Below are 16466 nucleotides of genomic sequence, written 5' to 3'. Positions count from 1 at the left end.
TGGCTCAGCGGTGGGCGGGGACGGCCACGGTGGCTTCGGGCGCCTCGGCCGCCACGGGTGCGCCGGCCGCCACGGCCGTGCCCCGGTCGGCGCGGGCCGCGCGCCGCGTCGTACGGCGTTCCAGCGCGCCGGAGACGAGGGCGAGCACCAGGGCGGAGGCGGCCAGCGCCGCGCCGACCCAGTTGGGGGCGGTCCAGCCGAATCCGGCGGCGATCACCAGCCCGCCGAGCCAGGCGGCGAGGGCGTTGCCGAGGTTGAAGGCGCCGATGTTGACGGCCGAGGCCAGGGTGGGCGCCCCTGCGGCCTGGTCCAGGACGCGCTTCTGGAGCGGCGGCACGGTGGCGAAACCGAGGGCGCCGATCAGTACGAGGGTGACGGCCGCGCCGGCCTTGGTGTGGGCGGTGAGGGTGAAGACGGCGAGGGTGACGGCCAGGGCGCCCAGGGCCACGTACAGCATCGGCATCAGCGCGCGGTCGGCGTAGCGGCCGCCGATGAGGTTGCCGGCGACCATGCCCAGGCCGAAGAGGACGAGGAGCCAGGTGACGGAGGAGTCGGCGAATCCGGCGACGCCGGTCATCATCGGCGTGATGTAGGTGATCGCGGCGAAGACGCCGCCGAAGCCGAGGACGGTCATCGCCATCGCGAGCAGTACCTGGACGTTGCGGAAGGCGGCGAGCTCGCGGCGGATCCGTACCCCGCCCTCGGGCCGGGGCAGCTCGGGTACCAGCCGGGCGATGCCGAGCAGGCCGGCGACGCCGAGCGCGGCGACGATCAGGAAGGTGACGCGCCAGCCGAGGGTCTGCCCGACGAACGTGCCGAGGGGGACGCCGACGACGTTGGCGACCGTCAGTCCGGTGAACATCATGGCGATCGCGCCGGCCTTCTTCTCGGGGGCGACGAGTTCGGCGGCGACGACCGCGCCGATGCCGAAGAAGGCGCCGTGGGCGAGTGAGGCGACGACACGGCCGGCGAGCATGACGCCGAAGGCGGGGGCGAGGGCGGAGAGCACGTTGCCCGCGATGAAAAGGCCCATGAGCAGCATCAGCATGCGCTTGCGGGGAATGCGGGTGCCGAGCACGGTCATGAGGGGCGCGCCGAGGACGACGCCGAGGGCGTAGCCGGTGACCAGGAAGCCGGCGGTCGGGATCGAGACCCCGTACGTACCGGCGACCTCGGGGAGCAGGCCCATGATCACGAATTCGGTGGTGCCGATCCCGAAGGCCCCGACGGCGAGGGCGAGGAGTGCGAGAGGCATGGGGGGAGGTGTCCTTCAGGGGAGGGGGTGGTGCGGGGTGCGCGGGGCGACACGACGGCGCGATCGCGATCGAGAGCCGTCAAGGGCGATCGGGGTGATCGGGGGCAATTGGTTGCGATCGCCGCTTGCATGCGTCCACATTAATTGCAGACGCGGGATATTTGCAAGCGCGGGCTATTGCGCATGTGGACTATCCTGGTGGTCACACACACATCCCGGCCCGGGACGCCGGGACGCTTCGACGGAGGAGCCCATGACGGCCACGGACAGCGCGCTCACCGCCCTCTCCCAGGGCTGGTGCGCCCTCTCCCTCCTGCACGGGCGGATCGAGGCGCACATCGAACGGGCCCTGCAGGCCGGCCACGGCCTCAGCGTGCGCGAGTACGCGCTGCTCGACGTCCTCAGCCGCCAGCACAACGGCCCGGGCGGGCACCTGCGGATGCACCAGGTCGCCGACTCGGTGGTGCTCAGCCAGAGCGCGACGACCCGGCTGGTGAGCAGGCTGGAGGACCGCGGCCTGCTGAACCGCTACATCTGCGACACCGACCGGCGGGGCATCTACACCAACGTCAGCGAGGCGGGCCTGACCCTCCTGGCCGCGGCCCGCCCCACCAATGACACCGCCCTGCGCGAGGCCCTGGACGAGGCCTCGCGCACACCTGAACTCGCCCCGCTGGTCACGGCGGTGGAGAACCTCCGGGGCTGACCCAGCGGCCCCGCTAGGTCCTGCTCGGCGACGGCGAGGACGTGACGATGCCTCCCCGCGCGCCGGACGGGCTCGCCGACGGGGGCTGCGACCCCGATGCCCTGGGTGAGACCGGGACCGAGGGGCTCACCGACCCGGTGGGGGGCGAGGACACGGACGGGGTCGGGCGCCCGGATCCGGAGGGCCGCGGGCCGGGTGACGTCGGGTCCTGCGGGGACGGGCCGGGGGTCGTGATCCGCGGCGGGGTGGCCGGCAGACCCGGGCCGGGCGACGGATCCGGGGCGAGCAGCAGGTAGCCGATCCCGGCGGCCGCCGCGGCCGCCGCCAGGCCCGCCAGCGGCAGCGCGAACCGCCGCAGCCCGGCCATCGGCAGCCGTCCCAGGTGCGCCCCCGGCGGCTCCGCGGGCCGCAGCCGGCGGACGTCGATGCTGTCCGCACGCGCGTCGAGGGCCTGCCGCAGCCGGCGCTCGACGGGCCGCTCGGTGAGGCGTTCGCCGTCACGCGTCATATCCGTCCCTCCAGAATCCGTTCCAGGGCGTCCAGACCGCGGCTCGCGTTGGACTTCACCGCTCCCCGGCTGATCCCGAGGGTGGCCGCGATCTCCGCCTCGCTGAGATCGGCCCAGTACCGCAGCACCAGCACCTGGCGGCGGCGCGGCGTGAGCCGTCCCAGCGCGGCGAGCACCTCGCGGTGTGCCTCGTCCAGGACCACGTGGTCCTCGGCGGACGGTATGTCGGCCGCCGCCGGCGGGGTCCAGGCCCGGACGGTGCGCCGGCGGCGCAGCACCGAGCGGGAGGTGTTGACCACCGCGGTGCGCAGGTAGCCCAGCGCGTTGTCGACCTCGGTGATCTGCTCCCCGTGCCGCCGGTAGAGGGCGGTGAACGCGTCCTGGACCACGTCCTCGGCGGTGGCCAGGTCGTCGACGAGCAGCACCGCGAGCCGGACCATCCGCAGCCGGTGCGCGTGGTAGAGCTCGGTGACGGTGGGCGGCCGCTGGTCACCGTGGGCCGTGTGGTCGTACGTGGACGAGGAGCCGTACGAGGACCCGTACGAGGAGCCGTACGACCGCGGGGAGACCGGCGGGGCGGAACGCTCCCCGCGCAGCAACGACCAAAGGCCCCGCCACGCCCGGCCGAAGCCGGGCGTGAGGGGGCCGACGGGTGATGCGAGTCGGAGCACGGGATTCCTCAGCTGTTCGCGCGGCGCCGTACGGCGTACAGGGCTCCCGCGCCGGCGAGGACGAGACCCGTGGCCCCCGCCCCCATGGCGATGGTCGTCGCCGAGGAGCCAGTATGCGCGAGCTCCGCCGCGCCGGGCGCGGCGGCGGGCTCGGAGGGCGACGCACTGGGCCTGGCGCTCGAACCCGGGGCCGGTGCGACGACGCCGGGGGCCGCGCTCGGGGACGCGCTCGGGGACGCGCTGGGGGCCGCGCTCGGCGGGGTGCTCACCGACGGGGAGGGCTTGGGCCCGCCCGCCGTGGGCGAGGCGCCGGCGGGCACGCTGACCGACGGGGAGGGCGTGGCCGAGCTGCCGCCCGCGGCGAAGGCGGGACCGGCGAGGGCGACGGCCACTCCGGCGGCGGCAGCGGTGACGGCCGTCCGGCGGAAGGCCAGGGGGACACGCTTCAGGTTCTTCACGGTGGTTCTCCACGGTCGGGTCGAGGACACGGGACTGCGCCCTTCACCCCCGCACGACGCGCGACCCCCCGGGAGGTTGCCGCCGTTCCGGAAAAACTTTCCGGCCGGTTTCCGGAGGCCCGCCGACGACCCGCCCCAGGGCCGTGGCCAGGGTGGCGATGCCCTCTTCGATCTCTCCGGCCGAGCCGGCGGCGTAGCCGAGGATCAGGCCCGGTGGGCCGGGCCTGACCCGGTGCCAGGACAGCGGGTGGGTCTTGACCCCCAGGGCCAGGGCCGCCGAGGCCAGGGCCGTGTCGTCGAAGCCGGCGCCGTCGAAGGTGACCATCAGGTGCAGCCCGGCCGCCGCGCCGTGCACCCGGGCGCCGGGCATCAGCTCGGCGACGGCCCGGAGCATGGCGTCGCGGCGGCGGCGGTGGCGGCGCCGGACGTGGCGCAGGTGCCGTTCCAGCTCGCCCGAGTCCATCAGCCGGGCGAGGACCAGCTGGGCGAGGACCGGATTGCCGAGGTCGGCGTAGCGCTTGGCGGCGGTCACGGCGTCGCGCAGGCGCGGCGGGACCAGCAGCCAGCCCAGGCGCAGGGCGGGGGCGAGGAGCTTGGACACGCTGCCCGCGTAGCAGACCGCCTCGGGCAGCAGGGCGCGCAGGGCGGGGACGGGGGCCCGGTCGTAGCGGTGCTCGGCGTCGTAGTCGTCCTCGATGACCAGTCCCCCGGCGGCCGCCCAGCCCAGCAGGTCGCGGCGGCGCTCGCCGTCGAGGACCACCCCGGTCGGGAACTGGTGCGCCGGGGTGAGCAGGACGGCACCGGCCCCGCTCGCCCGCAGTGCGGCCACGTCCAGCCCGGCCTCGTCCACCCGTACGGGGACCGGCTCCAGCCGCCCGTACTCCAACTGCTGCCGGGCGCCCAGCGAGCCCGGGGCCTCCACCGCGATCCGGTGGACGCCTTCCTCCCGCAGGACGTGCGCCAGCAGCGCCAGCGCCTGGGCGACGCCCGCGACGACGACCACCTCGTCGGGGTCGGCCCGGATCCCCCGGTTCCGGGCCAGCCAGCCGACGACCGCCTCGCGCAGTGCGGGCGCGCCCTGGGGGTTCCCGTAGCCGAAGTCGGCCGGGGTGAGCGAGGCGAGGACCCGGCGCTCGGCCTGCAGCCAGGCCGTACGCGGGAACGCGGTGAGGTCGGGCACCCCGGGCGAGAGGTCGATCCGGCACGGTACGGCGCGCAGGGCGTCCACGAGCCCGCCGCGCTCCGGTGGGCGGGAGGCGGTGGCCACCGGTGGTGGGGCGGCGACGACCACGGTGCCGCCCCGGCCCCGGCCGCTGACCTGGCCGGTCTCGGCGAGGCGCTGGTAGGCCTCGGTGACGAGCCCCCGGGAGACGCGGAGTTCGGCGGCGAGGACACGGCTGGCCGGGAGCCGGCTGCCGACCGGGAGGGTGCCGTCGGCGATGGCTGCGCGGAGCCGGCCCGCCAGCCATTCGGTGCGGCCGCCCGGTGGGGCCTGGCCGACGTCGAGCTGGAGGAAGTCCGAGCCGCTCCGGCTTTTGGACCCCTCGATGGCGCCTTCATTGGACCTGCTCATGGGGCCATTGTGGAGCCACGCTGGCTTCCATGCAGACACAGCCCGCCTCCGCCCCCACGCCCGCCTCCGCCTCCGCCCCCACGCCCGCCTCGACCGCCACGTCCGCCTCCGCCTCTCCCGCCGGCTCCGCCTCTCCCGCCGCCTCCACCGCGTTCCGTGACCTGGTTCCGGGGATCGCGGGGATGGCGCTGGTCGGCAGCAGCGTCACGGTCTCGCGGGCGCTCGTCGACGCCCCGCTGTTCGCCACCCAGGCCGTCCGGTACGCGGCCGCCGCGCTGCTGCTGTTCGGTCTGGCCCGGGCCGCCCGGGTGACGATCCACCGGCCGCGGGGCCGGGAGTGGCTGTGGCTTTCCGGGATCGCGGCGACCGGGCTGGTGCTGTTCAACGTGGCCGTGGTCCGCGGGGTGGCGCACGCCGAACCGGCCGTCATCGCCGTCGCGGTGGCCTCCGTGCCAATCCTGCTGGGTCTGCTCGGTCCTTTCCTCGAAGGGCGGCGGCCCAGCCGTCGGGTGCTGCTGGCGGCTCCGGTGGTGGTGGCCGGGGCGGTACTGGTCGAGGGGACGGGCCGGACGGACGCCGCGGGGGTGGCCTGGGCGGCCCTCGCGCTGGGCTGCGAGGCCGCCTTCACCCTGCTCGCGGTGCCGGTGCTGCGCCGGCACGGGGCGTGGGGGGTGTCCGTGCACGCGGTGTGGCTGGGTGCGCTGATGCTGGCGGGGCTCGCGGTCGCCTTCGAGAGTCCGGCGGAGCTGTCGTCGCTGGGGCGGGCCCAGTGGGCGGCCGCCGGCTACCTCGCCGTCATGGTGACGGCGGTGGCCTTCCTGCTCTGGTACCGCACGGTGGCCGCCGTGGGCGCCGGCCGCGCCGGCCTGCTGGCCGGGATCGCGCCCCTGGCCGCGGCCGGTGCGGGGGTCCTCACGGGCAGCGGGGTCCCGGGCCCGGCGGTGTGGCTGGGCCTGCTGGTGGTGATCGCGGGGCTGGCCGCGGGCCTGCGTCCGGACCGTGCCCCGCGGGAGGGCGCACGTCCTACTCTGCCGGCGTGAAGTCTGCGGTCAGCCGCTCCAGCTCGCGTACCGCGGCGTGGACGTCGTAGGTCCGCAGGACGGGCTTGCGCAACAGGTCCTGCGGCCAGACGTCCCAGACCCAGTACTCCGGTCTGCGGTCCGGGACCTTGAAGTCGTCGTAGCAGTACAGGATGCAGGGGCCCAGGTTGTCGGCGGTCGCGAAGTCGGAGCTCGTCGCGAGGCGCAGGGAGTTGTGGCTGGAGAAGGGGAAGAAGCGCGCGAGCGCACTGGCTCGTGCCGTGCGCCACAGCAGCTCCTCGACGGGAGGAACCCAGGAGTTGATGGACCGGCCTCGGCTGTCGGCTTCCGAGGCGTGCCGGACGCGTGCCTCCCACTCTAGGTCCGTCTCCGTCATCAGCCCAGTGTGACCACCCGTCCGTGAAGAGGGAACCCGTCCACGGCCCGCGCTGAACGGCCGTCGCTCGCCCGGGGCAGCGGCACTCTCACCGGCCGGATCCGACAACCCCCTCAGACCCTCAGACGCTCCGGCGCGCGTAGCAGAAGAGGTGCTCCTCGGGGCCCGCCCGGTCGTCGGCGGGCTGGAAGTGCGCGGTGTGGTGGTGCAGCACCTCCAGGCCCAGGCCGGCGAGCCTGGCCAGGTGGTCCGCCGTGGAGAGGCTGCTGACGGTGACCTCGTGGCCCATCCACTCGATGTCCAGGCCCCGGATGTCCCCCGGCACCGTGGCCATCACGAAGTACCCGCCCGGCGCCACCCAGGACGCCATGCGGTCCAGTGCCTCCGCGACCTCCGGCTGGTCCATCACCAGCAGCGGGAAGAAGGAGCACACCGCGTCGAAGCCGGCCCGCTCGGGCGTGTAGGTCCGTACGTCGGCCTGCTCGAAGCGGGCCTGCGGGACCCTGGCGCGGGCCAGTTCGACCATGGCCGCCGAGACGTCGATGCCGGTGACGGCGCAGCCGGCCCGGACCAGAGTCTCGGCGGTGGGCCGTCCGGTGCCGCTGCCCACGTCCAACACCCTTGCTCCGGCGGGCAGTCGGCCGGTGAGCCAGTCCAGGGCCGCCAGTTGGCCGGGAACCCGCCCGAACACCTCCTCGTAGCGCTCCCCCAGATCGTCGAACACCTCTGCCGCCGACTTGCGTTGACTCATCGGGCCGCCCCTTCGCCTCCGGAGCACCACCGTACCGCCGTGGTGCCGTGGTGCCGTGGTGCCGTGGCAGGCGACGCCCCCCGTTAGGATCTGAGGTCAGTGATCATCAAGGGGGAGCCCATGTCCAACACCGACGACGCCGTACTGAGACCGCTCGGTCCGGAGGATCCGCAGGAGATAGCCGGCTACCGGCTGCTCGCGAGGATCGGCGAAGGCGGTATGGGTTCCGTCTACCTCTCGCGGACCCGCGGGAACCAGCCGGTCGCCCTGAAGGTCATCCGCCGCGAGTTCGCCCAGGAGCAGGACTTCCGGGTCCGCTTCGAACGCGAGGTACAGGCGGCCCGCCGCGTGCAGGGGTACCACATCGTGCCGGTGCTCGACCACGACACCAGTGGTGAACAGCCGTGGCTGGCCACCGCGTTCGTGCCGGGTCTGGCGCTCGACGACGCCCTCGCGACGCACGGTCCGCTGCCGCTTCCCGCGGTGTTCCAGCTGATCGGCTGCACGGCCCAGGCCCTGCACTCCATCCACGCCGCCTCGGTGGTGCACCGCGACCTCAAGCCGAGCAACATCCTGCTCGGTTCGAACGGCCCGTGGGTGATCGACTTCGGTATCGCGCGGGCCACCGACACCACCCAGCTGACGCGCAGCGGCGGGTTCATCGGGACGCCGCAGTACATGTCGCCCGAGCACGCGCTCGGCCGGACGGTCACCGCGGCGACCGATGTCTTCGCGCTGGGTCTGATCGCGGCGGTCGTGGCCACCGGCCGCCACCCGTACGGCGACGGCGGGGGCCTCTCGATCGCCGCCGCGATAGCCAACACCCCCCAGCAGGCGCCGGACCTGAGCGGCTATCCGGAGCCGCTGCGCCAGCTGCTGGAGCGCTGCCTGCACTCCGATGCCGACCAGCGGCCCAGCCCGGCCGAGCTCGCCGAGTGGTGCGGCCGGGCTGCGGGCCGGGAACTGCGTGACTTCGACGGCTGGCTGCCCGCGCCGCTGGCCGCGGAGATCGCCCGGCGCGAGCGGTCGGCGCAGGCCCAGGCCCAGGCGCCGGTCCCGTCCCCGACGTACGTCCCGGCACCTGCGCACGCCCCGGCCCCGCCCGCCTACGCGCCCACGCAGGCGTCCGGGCCGGTCCCCCCGGCGTACGCGCCGACCCAGGGCCCGGGCCACGCGGGCGGCCCGCACCCGCCGCTGTACGGCGCGCCCACCGCCGCACCCGCCTACGCCGCCCCGGCCTACGGCGCACCGGCCGGACCGGCCGCATCCGCACCCGTGGCGCGCCGCAGCCGTGTGCCGCTGGTCGTCGGCGCGGGTGTCCTGGCCGTCGCCCTCGCCGCGGGCGGCACCTGGTACCTCACGCGCGAGGACGACAGCGGCGCGAAGCAGACCGCGGGCGACGGCAAGGAGAAGACGGCGGACGCCCCGAAGGACGCGGCGCCCGCGGCGCAGTCCGGCGGCTCGACACCCTCCGCCTCGTCCTCGGCCTCCGCCTCGCCCTCCGGGCGCACCTACACCGCGGTGTTCAAGGACAAGCCGTTGAAGCTCCTGGCGCCCAGGGAGTTCGGCAAGTACAACGACGTCGACCTCGACTTCCCCAAGGTGGCCACGACCGGCGAGATCAGCTCGTCGGACCAGGAGCTGACGATGGGATACGACGGGATCCGGACCTCGACCTCCTTCGGCAAGAGCAAGGGTCCCACCCCCGAACAGTGCGAGACCGGGGCCGCCACCGACCCCATCCCCAACCAGCTGCGGGAGGCGGACGTCACCGGCGCGGACAGCACCATCGTCCAGGGCGACCTGCTGTGCACCGTCACGTCCAAGGGCAATCTGGCCATGGTGAAGATCGTCAGCCTCGAACCCTCGACCGACAAGAACCACATGGTCCCGACCTACCTCACCGAAGTGACCCTCTGGAAGCGGTAGGCCCGGCCGCGGGCGGGGCGTGAGCCCGACGGGCCGGACCGGCTCATCTGCGGCGGCGTTCCCCTCACACGGAACGTTCCATGCAGACCAGCCGGTCCCGCTCGTCCCACGACCCGGTGACGGTGAATCCGAGCCGTTCGTACAGCGCGATCGCGCCTGCCCGCCACTGCCACACCGAGAGCCGGACGGCGCCGAGGCCGCTGTCCTCGGCGTGCGTCAGCGCGGCGCCGACGAGACGGCGCGCGATGCCCAGCCCGCGGAACTCGGGAACCGTCCAGAGCCTCTTGACCTCGGACCGCCCGTCCACGGGGGCGGCCACCACCAGGCAGCCCACCGCGGTGTCCCCGATCGATGCCAGCAGCACGGCGTCGCGGGCGAAGGCCAGCTGCGGATCCGCGATCTCCGCGCGGTAGCGGTCGGGCAGTGCGTCCACGCCGGCGACGGCCTCACCCTTCTCCTCCTGCGTCCGCAGATGGTAGGCGGTCAGCAGCCCGGCCAACCCGTCCTGGGCACAAAGGTCACGACCCGGCCGGCGGACGATGACAACCTCACGTGGTTCGCTCACGCAGGGAGCATCGCATCCCGGTGCGCACCCTCGGGGGCCGGGGGCGGGGGGCCGGGGGAGGGGTCAGGTGGAGGCGGGGACGAGGACGACGGCCGTTCCGTACGCGCACACCTCGGTCCCGACGTCCTGGGCGTCGGTGACGTCGAAGCGCATCATCAGCACGGCGTTGCCGCCGCGGGCCTTCGCCTGCTCGATGAGCCGGTCCATGGCCTGGTTCCGGGTCTCCACCAGGGTCTTGGTGAGGCCCTTCAGTTCACCGCCGATCATCGACTTCAGGCCCGCGCCGATCTGGCTGCCCAGGTGGCGCGAGCGGACGGTGAGGCCGAAGACCTCGCCGATGACGCGCTCGACCCGGTAGCCGGGGACGTCGTTGGTCGTCACGACGAGTACGCCGCTCTCGTGTGCGCCGGCGCCGCCGCCGTAGTCATCGATACCCATGGCACCCACTCTCGCCCGGGCCGCCACCGCCCGCACCCCGGGGCGGGCACAGCCACGCACTCCGATGGGGCGAATTGGTCATATCGGGTTAAAAGACGGTGAGCCACCGGGGCTACGCGCCCCGCCCTCGTCATAGTCGTCCCTGGCGACCGCCTGGTTGCCGCCCCGTGCCGCGCGTCGCGGCCGGGTGGATGTCTTCGTAGAGGAGCCGGCTCATGCTGAAGCCCACCAGAACCACCCTCGCTCTCGTCACCGGCAGCCTGGTTCTCGGTCTGGTCGGAGCGGGCGCCGCCGTCGCCGACGACGGTCCGGAGAACCAGCCGCCGCGGGAGATCGTCGTCGGAGGGGGGTCCGCGTACGTCATCGGAAAGGTCGTGTCGAAGGGCCCGCTGACGGTCCGCAGCAAGCCGAGCACCCACGCGCAGTCCCTCGGCCACGTGTACCCGAACAGCAAGGTCGAGATCGAGTGCAAGAAGTACGGTGACAAGGTCGACGGCAACCGCATCTGGTACCGCCTGGCCGACAAGAACAACAACTGGGAGCACGACGCCCAGGCGCCCAAGCGCGCCTACGACAAGGAGCGCTGGGTCTCCGCCCGCTACGTCAAGAACCTCTCCGAGGTGAAGTACTGCCGCTGACCCGGTCCCGGCCGGCCGATAGCCGGGCAGGCAGGTAGGCAGGCAGGCAGGTCAGCCGTCAGTCCACCGGACGTACGGCACGCGGCCCCACGCACTCCACGCCGTACGCCCGGACCCGTTCCCGCAGTTCGCGGTCGGCCGTGACCACGACACAGCCACGCGCTGCATACGCGGCGGCCAGCTCCACGATCCGGTCGTCACCGCTCCCGGGCGCCGAGTCCACCCGTACGCCGGGAACGGACTCGACGCCCCGGGCGGCGCCTTCGACGACGAGGACGATCTCCTCGTCCCCGCCCCGGCCGGCCAGCAGGTCGCGCAGCCGGACGGCCGCGCCCCGCCGGTCCCGCCACCAGCCGTCCGGCACCGAGCCGACGACGTTCGCACCGTCCACGATCAGCACGCTCCGCACGGCGTCCACGGCGGCCGGGCCCTCAGAAGTCGCCGTAGTTGACCTGCCAGGTGGGCAGGCCCATCCGGCGCCAGATCGCGACCACCCGGTCCCGGTCGTCGAGCGAGACCCGTACCGCGTACCGGTGGCGCACATGCCTGTCGAACAGCTCCGCCTTCACCACGTCGTCGCGGCGCGTGTCGCCCGCCGCGCGCATCCACAGCTCGTCGTACGGCACCTCGTGGCGCCGCAGCCAGGACTCCGTCTGCGGACGGTGCTCCTCGCCGCGCCCCGACAGGAGCACGACCACGTCGCCGTCGGCGCGCCGGAAGGCGTCGAGCGCGTGCCGCACCGGCTCGTTGAGCAGGTCGAGCTCGCAGCGCGAGAAGTCGTAGGGGCCCCGGTCGCCGGTCAGCGCCAGCGTGCCGTCGATGTCGCACATCACCGCCGCCGGCAGGGCCGGGTCGGGGACGTACTCCGTCACGGGCGGAGCGGCCACCCCGCTCGCCCCGCCGTTCATCCACTCCGACGTCAGCCGCCAGCCTCCCCGCCGGGCCTTCTCGTGCTTCTCGGCCAGGATGCGGATGATCTCCTCGCCGACCTGGCGCTCGCGCGCGGCGTCCCGGCGCAGGCACTCCTCCAGCGGGACGTCGGTGAAGTCGTGCACGACGAAGGTCGCGAGACCGCCGACCGCCGCCTTGAGCCGCTTGGGGATGTTCTTGGTCAGGTGGGTGTTGTCGACGACGACGTCGAAACCGCCGTCGACCGCCGCGCGGACCGCCGCGTCCTGGACGGTCAGCACGGTCTGCTCGTGCTTGAAGCTACGGCCCCGCGCGGGGTCCGGGAGGTCGAGCATGAGCCGCAGGTCGTCGAGGTTGACGCGGCGTATGCGGCCACCGGCCGCGGCCTGCAGGGCGCGCGCGGCCGTCGTCTTGCCGGAGGCCGGCAGGCCCGTCATGACGTGCACGACGGGCAGCGGGGCCTCCTCGGCGGCGGCCACGGCCGCGGTCGCGTCTGCGGTCGCGGCCGTGTTCTCGGGTGTCTCTTCGGACACGGGTCAGTTCTCCTCGTCGTTCGTGAAGGGGTCGGACGTCTCCGGCCGCACGTTGCGCCATACGGCCAGTTCCGTGGACCGCCCGTCCAGGCGCAGGAACATCGCGGCCCGGACCTCCCGGTCGGGCAGTGTCTTCACGGCCCGGGCGAAGGCCCCCCGGTCGGCGGCCAGATGCACGAGTCCCGCGTACGCCTCGTCGTTGGCGCGCTCGCGCCGCGCGGCCTCGCTCTCGATCCGCTCGATCACCTCGCGCACCCACGCGTCGAACTCGTCGGGCACCTGGTCCAGCAGCGCGTCGAGCGGCTTGCCGACCGAGGCCTCGATCTCGGCGACCGTGGTGCCGAGGCCCTGGGCCAGCTGCTTGACGGGCAGGCCGGCGAACCGCTGGATGCCGTGGGCGCGCCAGATGTCCCGCTCGGTGACCTTGGTGAGCACGCGGTGGAGCCGTACGTACTCGGCCAGCTTGGCCTTCGCGCGCACACCGGAGGCGAAGCGCAGCACGAAGCCCTCCGCCTGGGTGCCGGTCGCCGGGGCGCCGCCGGGCAGGGTGTTGGACTCGGTGAGCGCGATCAGCTCGCCGATGGGCATGGCGGGCCAGACCGTGACGACGGAGCCGATTCCCTCCCAGTGGGACGCGGCCTCGGTGAGCGGGACCTCGGTGCCGTCCTGGCCGAAGGCAGCGAGGAGGACGAGGTCCCGGCGGTCGCCGTAGTCGACGACGATGCGGTTCTGCGGGTACAGGATCTCGGCGAGGTAGGTGGTGCCGGGGCGCAGGGCCGCGGTGTTCCGGCCGTCGAGCAGGCGCTGCGCCCAGGTCGCCTGGGCGCTGATGAAGGACCCCTTGGAGGCGACCCGCCAGCGGCCCGCGTAGTGGAAGACGACGGCGAGGCTGCCGTCGACCTTGTCGTAGACCTCGAACGGCTCGTCCGGGAGGGCGGGGGCGTACGGCTGCCCCGACTCGTGCTCGCCGACGTTGAAGAACTTCGGCAGCGGCAGAGCGACGATCGCGCCGGTGTTGTCGTCGGCGACGAGTCCGCGGCAGCGCGTGGTGACGTCGTTCCAGACGCGTTCGTACTGGGCCGTCCGTGTGTAGGTGTAGATGGACAGCGGCAGTTCGGGGTGCGACTTGCGGGTCACGTACCCGGCGTCGATCGAGTCCGCAAGCGCCTGTGCGGGCAGCAGGTCATGCAGAGTCAGGGTCTCCTGGCTCATGGGGTCCTCCCGGTTTGAGATGGCTCATTCTCACGTGCGGGAGGGTGTGCCCGGTAGTCAATTATGCCTGGTCGGCGCAGTGCCCAGGCGGTTGATGTCGGCGGGCCGCAGGATGTGGCCGGGGATCTCGGTGCCGGGCGTGGCGACGGCGATCATGGCGCGGCCGAAGGCCTCGGAGGTGATGACGAGGTTCGGGGCGACCCGCCGCACCAGGGGGACCAGGGGGCCGAGGACGGCGTAGAACACCCGGGACAGGCGGGCCTTGGAGGGCACGCCGCGCACCGGCTGGACGATGCCGGGGCGGAACATGTAGGCGCGGAAGGGGAGTTCCAGCAGGTCGTTCTCGGTCTTCCCCTTGACCCGGGCCCACATGGAACGGCCCTGCTCGGTGCTGTCCGTGCCCTCGCCGGAGACGTAGACGAAGGTCATGCCGGGATGGGCGGCGGCCATCGGCCGGGCGACGGCGAGCGTCAGGTCGTAGGTGACGCGCCGGTACGCCTCCTCCTTCATGCCGACGGAGGAGACCCCGAGGCAGAAGAAGCAGGCGTCGTACGCGGCCGGGTCGATCCCGGCGGCGGCCAGGTCGGACGGATCGCCCTGGACGCACTCGCGCAGCTTGGGGTGGCTGACGCCGAGCGGGGTGCGTCCGACGGCGACGACGCTCTCGACCGCATCGTCGCGCAGGCATTCGCGCAGGACGCCCCGGCCGAGCATGCCGGTCGCACCGAAGAGGATGACGTTCACGGAGGGCAGCCTAAGGGCTTGCAGGGAATCAAGGTGTTGCTTCCCGTGCTGGGGCTCGTTGGTCTGGTATGCGCATCCCGGACGAGACTCGTAGGCAACTCTCTGTGAAGTTCGCGGTGTTGTTCCCGCATCTGGACGAGCGGCAGCGTCGGTTGTTGATGGCTGCCGAGGCCCGTGTCCTGGGGCACGGCGGCGTCCGGGCCGTCGCGTTGGCGGCCGCGGTGAGCGAGACGACGGTCCGCAAGGGTGTGTTCGAGCTGGAGGCTGGTGAGGAGCCTCTGGGGCGGGTGCGGCGTCCGGGCGGGGGCCGCAAGCCGGTTGCGGATCTCGATCCGGGGCTGCGGCCGGCTCTGCTGGCGCTGGTCGAGCCGGATGTGCGGGGTGACCCGATGTCGCCGCTGCGCTGGACGGTGAAGTCGACCCGCGCACTCGCGAAGGAACTGGCCCGCGCTGGACACCGGGTCAGTGCCGACACCGTCGCCGGTCTGCTGCGGGAGGAAGGCTTCAGCCTGCAGGCCAACGCCAAGACGCTCGAGGGCAGCCAGCACGTGGACCGGGACGCGCAGTTCCGTTACCTCAACGAGCAAGCCCGCGAGCACCGGGCACACAGCCCGCCCGGCGCCGGGAAGTCAGGAGATGAGGCGGCTGGTGAAGCCGTCGCGGATGAGGGATTCGTACGCGTCATGCACGTCCTCCGGGACATCCTGGGCGATGGCGAACCCGTTCTTCGGATATTCGATCACCCGCTGGAGATCACCGACGAGCATGTCCAAGACGAGCTTCTCGTCGCCGATGCTCTTGAGGTAGTCGTCCAGCTCGAGTGGCTCCGAGGCACAGATGATCTCGACCTCGGGCCACAGCTTGCGGGCAGTGGCGAAAGACCGTCGCTCCATATACGGCTTGGAGACCAACAGGACGGTCTTCGGGGTGATGCCGTTCGCGGCTAGGAGGTCGCGGCTGAGGGTGATGTTCTGGCCGGTGTTGGCGGCGTTCGGCTCGACGAGGATCGGTTCGTCGGGGACGCCGAGTCCGAGGGCGTGCTCGCGAAAGTGGACGGCCTCCCCGCGCGGGAAGACCTTGGCGGTGGTGGGGCTGTTGCCGCCGGTGAACACGCGACAGCATCCTTCCTGAACTCCTCCGAGTACGGAGACCTGCGTCCCACCTGGACATCCCTCCCTGGACCAGCAAGATCCATTGTCAGGGTGTCCACTCCACGGGGTCAGCCTCAGAGACCCATGCCCGTGGGCGGCTGGGCATCGGCTGTCCCGTGGCGATCGGCTGCGACCACACTCGCACCTGAGCCACGAGCAGTAACCACCAAAGCCCAGTTCGATGCTGTGATGTCGGCCCAGGACCGGAACAGGCCGCATGGCAGATGGGGCAAGGGACGCAAACCGCAGAGAGCGTAGGCTCCAGGAGCGCGGGGGCGCTTTGACCGGCCCGCAGTGCTATACGGTTACAGTGGGCGAGCCCGTTGAGTGGCATAGCGCATCCGTGCAGAGAGGGGCAGCGGGGAATGAGTGTGGTGGAGAGCTGGTTCCGCGTCATGAATCTCCTCCGGGCACATGCGCCGGCCGATCACGCGGACCTGCCCGGCCCGGCCCCGGAGCGGGTACTCGCGGCCGCCGAGGAGCGCATGAGTGTCTCCTTGCCTCAGGACCTGCGGGTGTGGCTGGCGCAGAACAACCTGGATCTCCCCGAGGACGACGTGGATGACGACGTCGCCTGCTGCGGTTACGCCGGGTTCCCGGACGAGGCGAGCTTCTTTCTGGGCATCCGGGCGATGGAGAAGCTCTACGCCAACCACCCCTTGTCCGGTGGAAGCGAATGGCGTGAGGAGTGGATCCCGTTCCTGTCGGATCAGGATGCCTGGACGGGGCGGTTCATCGATGGGACGGACGGACGTATCGGCAAATGGTTCGTGGGTGAGCCAACGATCACCGGCGAGTACCCGTCATTGGCCCACTACTTCGACTCCGTGGCGGAGATGCTGACCAGGATCGGCGCAGGGGACTATCCGGCCTGTTCTGTTGCCGATGGGCGACTTGTCTGGTCGTGATGCCGCGACGCCGTGAAACAGAAGTGGCCCCCCGAACCCAAGAACCGCCGGGGGGGCCGTATCATTGTCCGGTTAAGGTGTGGGTGCGGTGTATACGTCGA

Annotated in this window: 18 protein-coding genes and 2 pseudogenes; 6 read left to right on the top strand and 14 right to left on the bottom strand. The window is 72.7% G+C overall.

Features of this window, described 5'->3' with window-relative positions; all coding sequences use genetic code 11:
- Window positions 1-4 precede the first annotated feature (4 nt).
- Window positions 5-1255 carry an MFS transporter gene (locus tag ACFY04_RS13785; RefSeq protein WP_389116495.1) on the bottom strand — a complete coding sequence of 417 codons (1251 nt, stop codon included), beginning with the start codon at window positions 1253-1255 and terminating at the stop codon, window positions 5-7.
- A gap of 253 nt (window positions 1256-1508) precedes the next feature.
- Between ACFY04_RS13785 and ACFY04_RS13780 the strand changes: the two genes are divergently transcribed.
- The gene (locus tag ACFY04_RS13780; RefSeq protein ID WP_389116494.1) at window positions 1509-1961 is read left to right on the top strand and encodes a MarR family winged helix-turn-helix transcriptional regulator; all 453 of its coding nucleotides are present in this window, start codon (window positions 1509-1511) and stop codon (window positions 1959-1961) included.
- A 13-nt stretch (window positions 1962-1974) separates the two neighbouring features.
- On the opposite strand, the gene ACFY04_RS13775 is transcribed toward ACFY04_RS13780, so the two are convergent.
- From ACFY04_RS13775 to ACFY04_RS13760, 4 genes are read right to left on the bottom strand one after another with little or no spacing between them, the layout of a single operon-like run.
- A complete protein-coding gene (locus tag ACFY04_RS13775) occupies window positions 1975-2469 on the bottom strand; it encodes a hypothetical protein (RefSeq protein ID WP_389116493.1) in 495 nt (164 codons plus the stop codon).
- Entirely contained in the window at window positions 2466-3140 is a 675-nt protein-coding gene (locus tag ACFY04_RS13770) for an RNA polymerase sigma factor (protein WP_389116492.1), read from the bottom strand. Before ACFY04_RS13770 ends, ACFY04_RS13775 begins: the two co-directional genes overlap by 4 nt.
- A gap of 8 nt (window positions 3141-3148) precedes the next feature.
- Complete coding sequence (locus ACFY04_RS13765) at window positions 3149-3598, bottom strand: LPXTG cell wall anchor domain-containing protein (protein WP_389116491.1); 450 nt, start codon at window positions 3596-3598, stop codon at window positions 3149-3151.
- Window positions 3599-3641: 43 nt separating this feature from the next.
- A complete protein-coding gene (locus ACFY04_RS13760; RefSeq protein WP_389116490.1) occupies window positions 3642-5171 on the bottom strand; it encodes a PLP-dependent aminotransferase family protein in 1530 nt (509 codons plus the stop codon).
- Window positions 5172-5200: 29 nt separating this feature from the next.
- On the opposite strand from ACFY04_RS13760, the gene ACFY04_RS13755 reads away from it, so the two are divergent.
- Window positions 5201-6211, top strand: a complete 1011-nt coding sequence (locus ACFY04_RS13755; RefSeq protein ID WP_389116488.1) for a DMT family transporter — start codon at window positions 5201-5203, stop codon at window positions 6209-6211.
- Here ACFY04_RS13755 and ACFY04_RS13750 read toward each other — a convergent pair.
- Together ACFY04_RS13750 and ACFY04_RS13745 are read right to left on the bottom strand one after the other, a co-directional pair.
- Entirely contained in the window at window positions 6195-6587 is a 393-nt protein-coding gene (locus ACFY04_RS13750; RefSeq protein WP_389116487.1) for a hypothetical protein, read from the bottom strand. The genes ACFY04_RS13755 and ACFY04_RS13750 overlap by 17 nt on opposite strands.
- A 121-nt stretch (window positions 6588-6708) precedes the next feature.
- Window positions 6709-7338: a class I SAM-dependent methyltransferase gene (locus ACFY04_RS13745; protein WP_389116484.1), complete on the bottom strand. Its 630-nt coding sequence runs from the start codon at window positions 7336-7338 to the stop codon at window positions 6709-6711.
- A 120-nt stretch (window positions 7339-7458) separates the two neighbouring features.
- Here ACFY04_RS13745 and ACFY04_RS13740 point away from each other — a divergent pair, with 120 nt between their 5' ends.
- Window positions 7459-9267: a serine/threonine-protein kinase gene (locus ACFY04_RS13740; protein ID WP_389116482.1), complete on the top strand. Its 1809-nt coding sequence runs from the start codon at window positions 7459-7461 to the stop codon at window positions 9265-9267.
- Between the two features lie 64 nt (window positions 9268-9331).
- Here the strand turns inward: ACFY04_RS13740 and ACFY04_RS13735 are convergent, their stop codons facing one another.
- Together ACFY04_RS13735 and ACFY04_RS13730 are read right to left on the bottom strand one after the other, a co-directional pair.
- Window positions 9332-9832: a GNAT family N-acetyltransferase gene (locus tag ACFY04_RS13735; RefSeq protein WP_389116480.1), complete on the bottom strand. Its 501-nt coding sequence runs from the start codon at window positions 9830-9832 to the stop codon at window positions 9332-9334.
- A 63-nt stretch (window positions 9833-9895) separates the two neighbouring features.
- Window positions 9896-10270 carry a YbjQ family protein gene (locus tag ACFY04_RS13730; RefSeq protein ID WP_030717675.1) on the bottom strand — a complete coding sequence of 125 codons (375 nt, stop codon included), beginning with the start codon at window positions 10268-10270 and terminating at the stop codon, window positions 9896-9898.
- A 215-nt stretch (window positions 10271-10485) separates the two neighbouring features.
- On the opposite strand from ACFY04_RS13730, the gene ACFY04_RS13725 reads away from it, so the two are divergent.
- A complete protein-coding gene (locus tag ACFY04_RS13725) occupies window positions 10486-10908 on the top strand; it encodes an SH3 domain-containing protein (protein ID WP_389116478.1) in 423 nt (140 codons plus the stop codon).
- Between the two features lie 58 nt (window positions 10909-10966).
- Here the strand turns inward: ACFY04_RS13725 and ACFY04_RS13720 are convergent, their stop codons facing one another.
- Genes ACFY04_RS13720 through ACFY04_RS13705 form a run of 4 tightly spaced genes read right to left on the bottom strand, consistent with a single transcriptional unit; the run spans window position 10967 to window position 14306 of the window.
- Entirely contained in the window at window positions 10967-11326 is a 360-nt protein-coding gene (locus tag ACFY04_RS13720) for an NTP pyrophosphohydrolase (RefSeq protein ID WP_389116477.1), read from the bottom strand.
- A 13-nt stretch (window positions 11327-11339) separates the two neighbouring features.
- A complete protein-coding gene (locus ACFY04_RS13715) occupies window positions 11340-12350 on the bottom strand; it encodes an AAA family ATPase (RefSeq protein WP_389116475.1) in 1011 nt (336 codons plus the stop codon).
- Between the two features lie 3 nt (window positions 12351-12353).
- On the bottom strand, window positions 12354-13562 hold the full coding sequence (locus ACFY04_RS13710; RefSeq protein WP_389116473.1) for an RNA ligase: 1209 nt from the start codon (window positions 13560-13562) through the stop codon (window positions 12354-12356).
- Between the two features lie 57 nt (window positions 13563-13619).
- Entirely contained in the window at window positions 13620-14306 is a 687-nt protein-coding gene (locus tag ACFY04_RS13705) for an epimerase (RefSeq protein WP_389116471.1), read from the bottom strand.
- Window positions 14307-14374: 68 nt separating this feature from the next.
- On the opposite strand from ACFY04_RS13705, the pseudogene ACFY04_RS13700 reads away from it, so the two are divergent.
- Window positions 14375-14923 (top strand): annotated as a pseudogene (locus tag ACFY04_RS13700) (ISAzo13 family transposase); the annotation flags it as partial.
- Between the two features lie 12 nt (window positions 14924-14935).
- Here the strand turns inward: ACFY04_RS13700 and ACFY04_RS13695 are convergent.
- Window positions 14936-15418: pseudogene (locus ACFY04_RS13695) on the bottom strand (YdcF family protein); the annotation flags it as partial.
- 404 nt (window positions 15419-15822) lie between these two features.
- Between ACFY04_RS13695 and ACFY04_RS13690 the strand changes: the two are divergent.
- On the top strand, window positions 15823-16365 hold the full coding sequence (locus ACFY04_RS13690) for an SMI1/KNR4 family protein (protein ID WP_389116470.1): 543 nt from the start codon (window positions 15823-15825) through the stop codon (window positions 16363-16365).
- Window positions 16366-16466: the final 101 nt, after the last annotated feature.

It is taken from the genome of Streptomyces sp. NPDC001549 (genome assembly GCF_042894025.1).
Lineage (GTDB): Bacteria > Actinomycetota > Actinomycetes > Streptomycetales > Streptomycetaceae > Streptomyces > Streptomyces kutzneri.
This window is presented reverse-complemented; position numbering and strand designations above follow the sequence as displayed.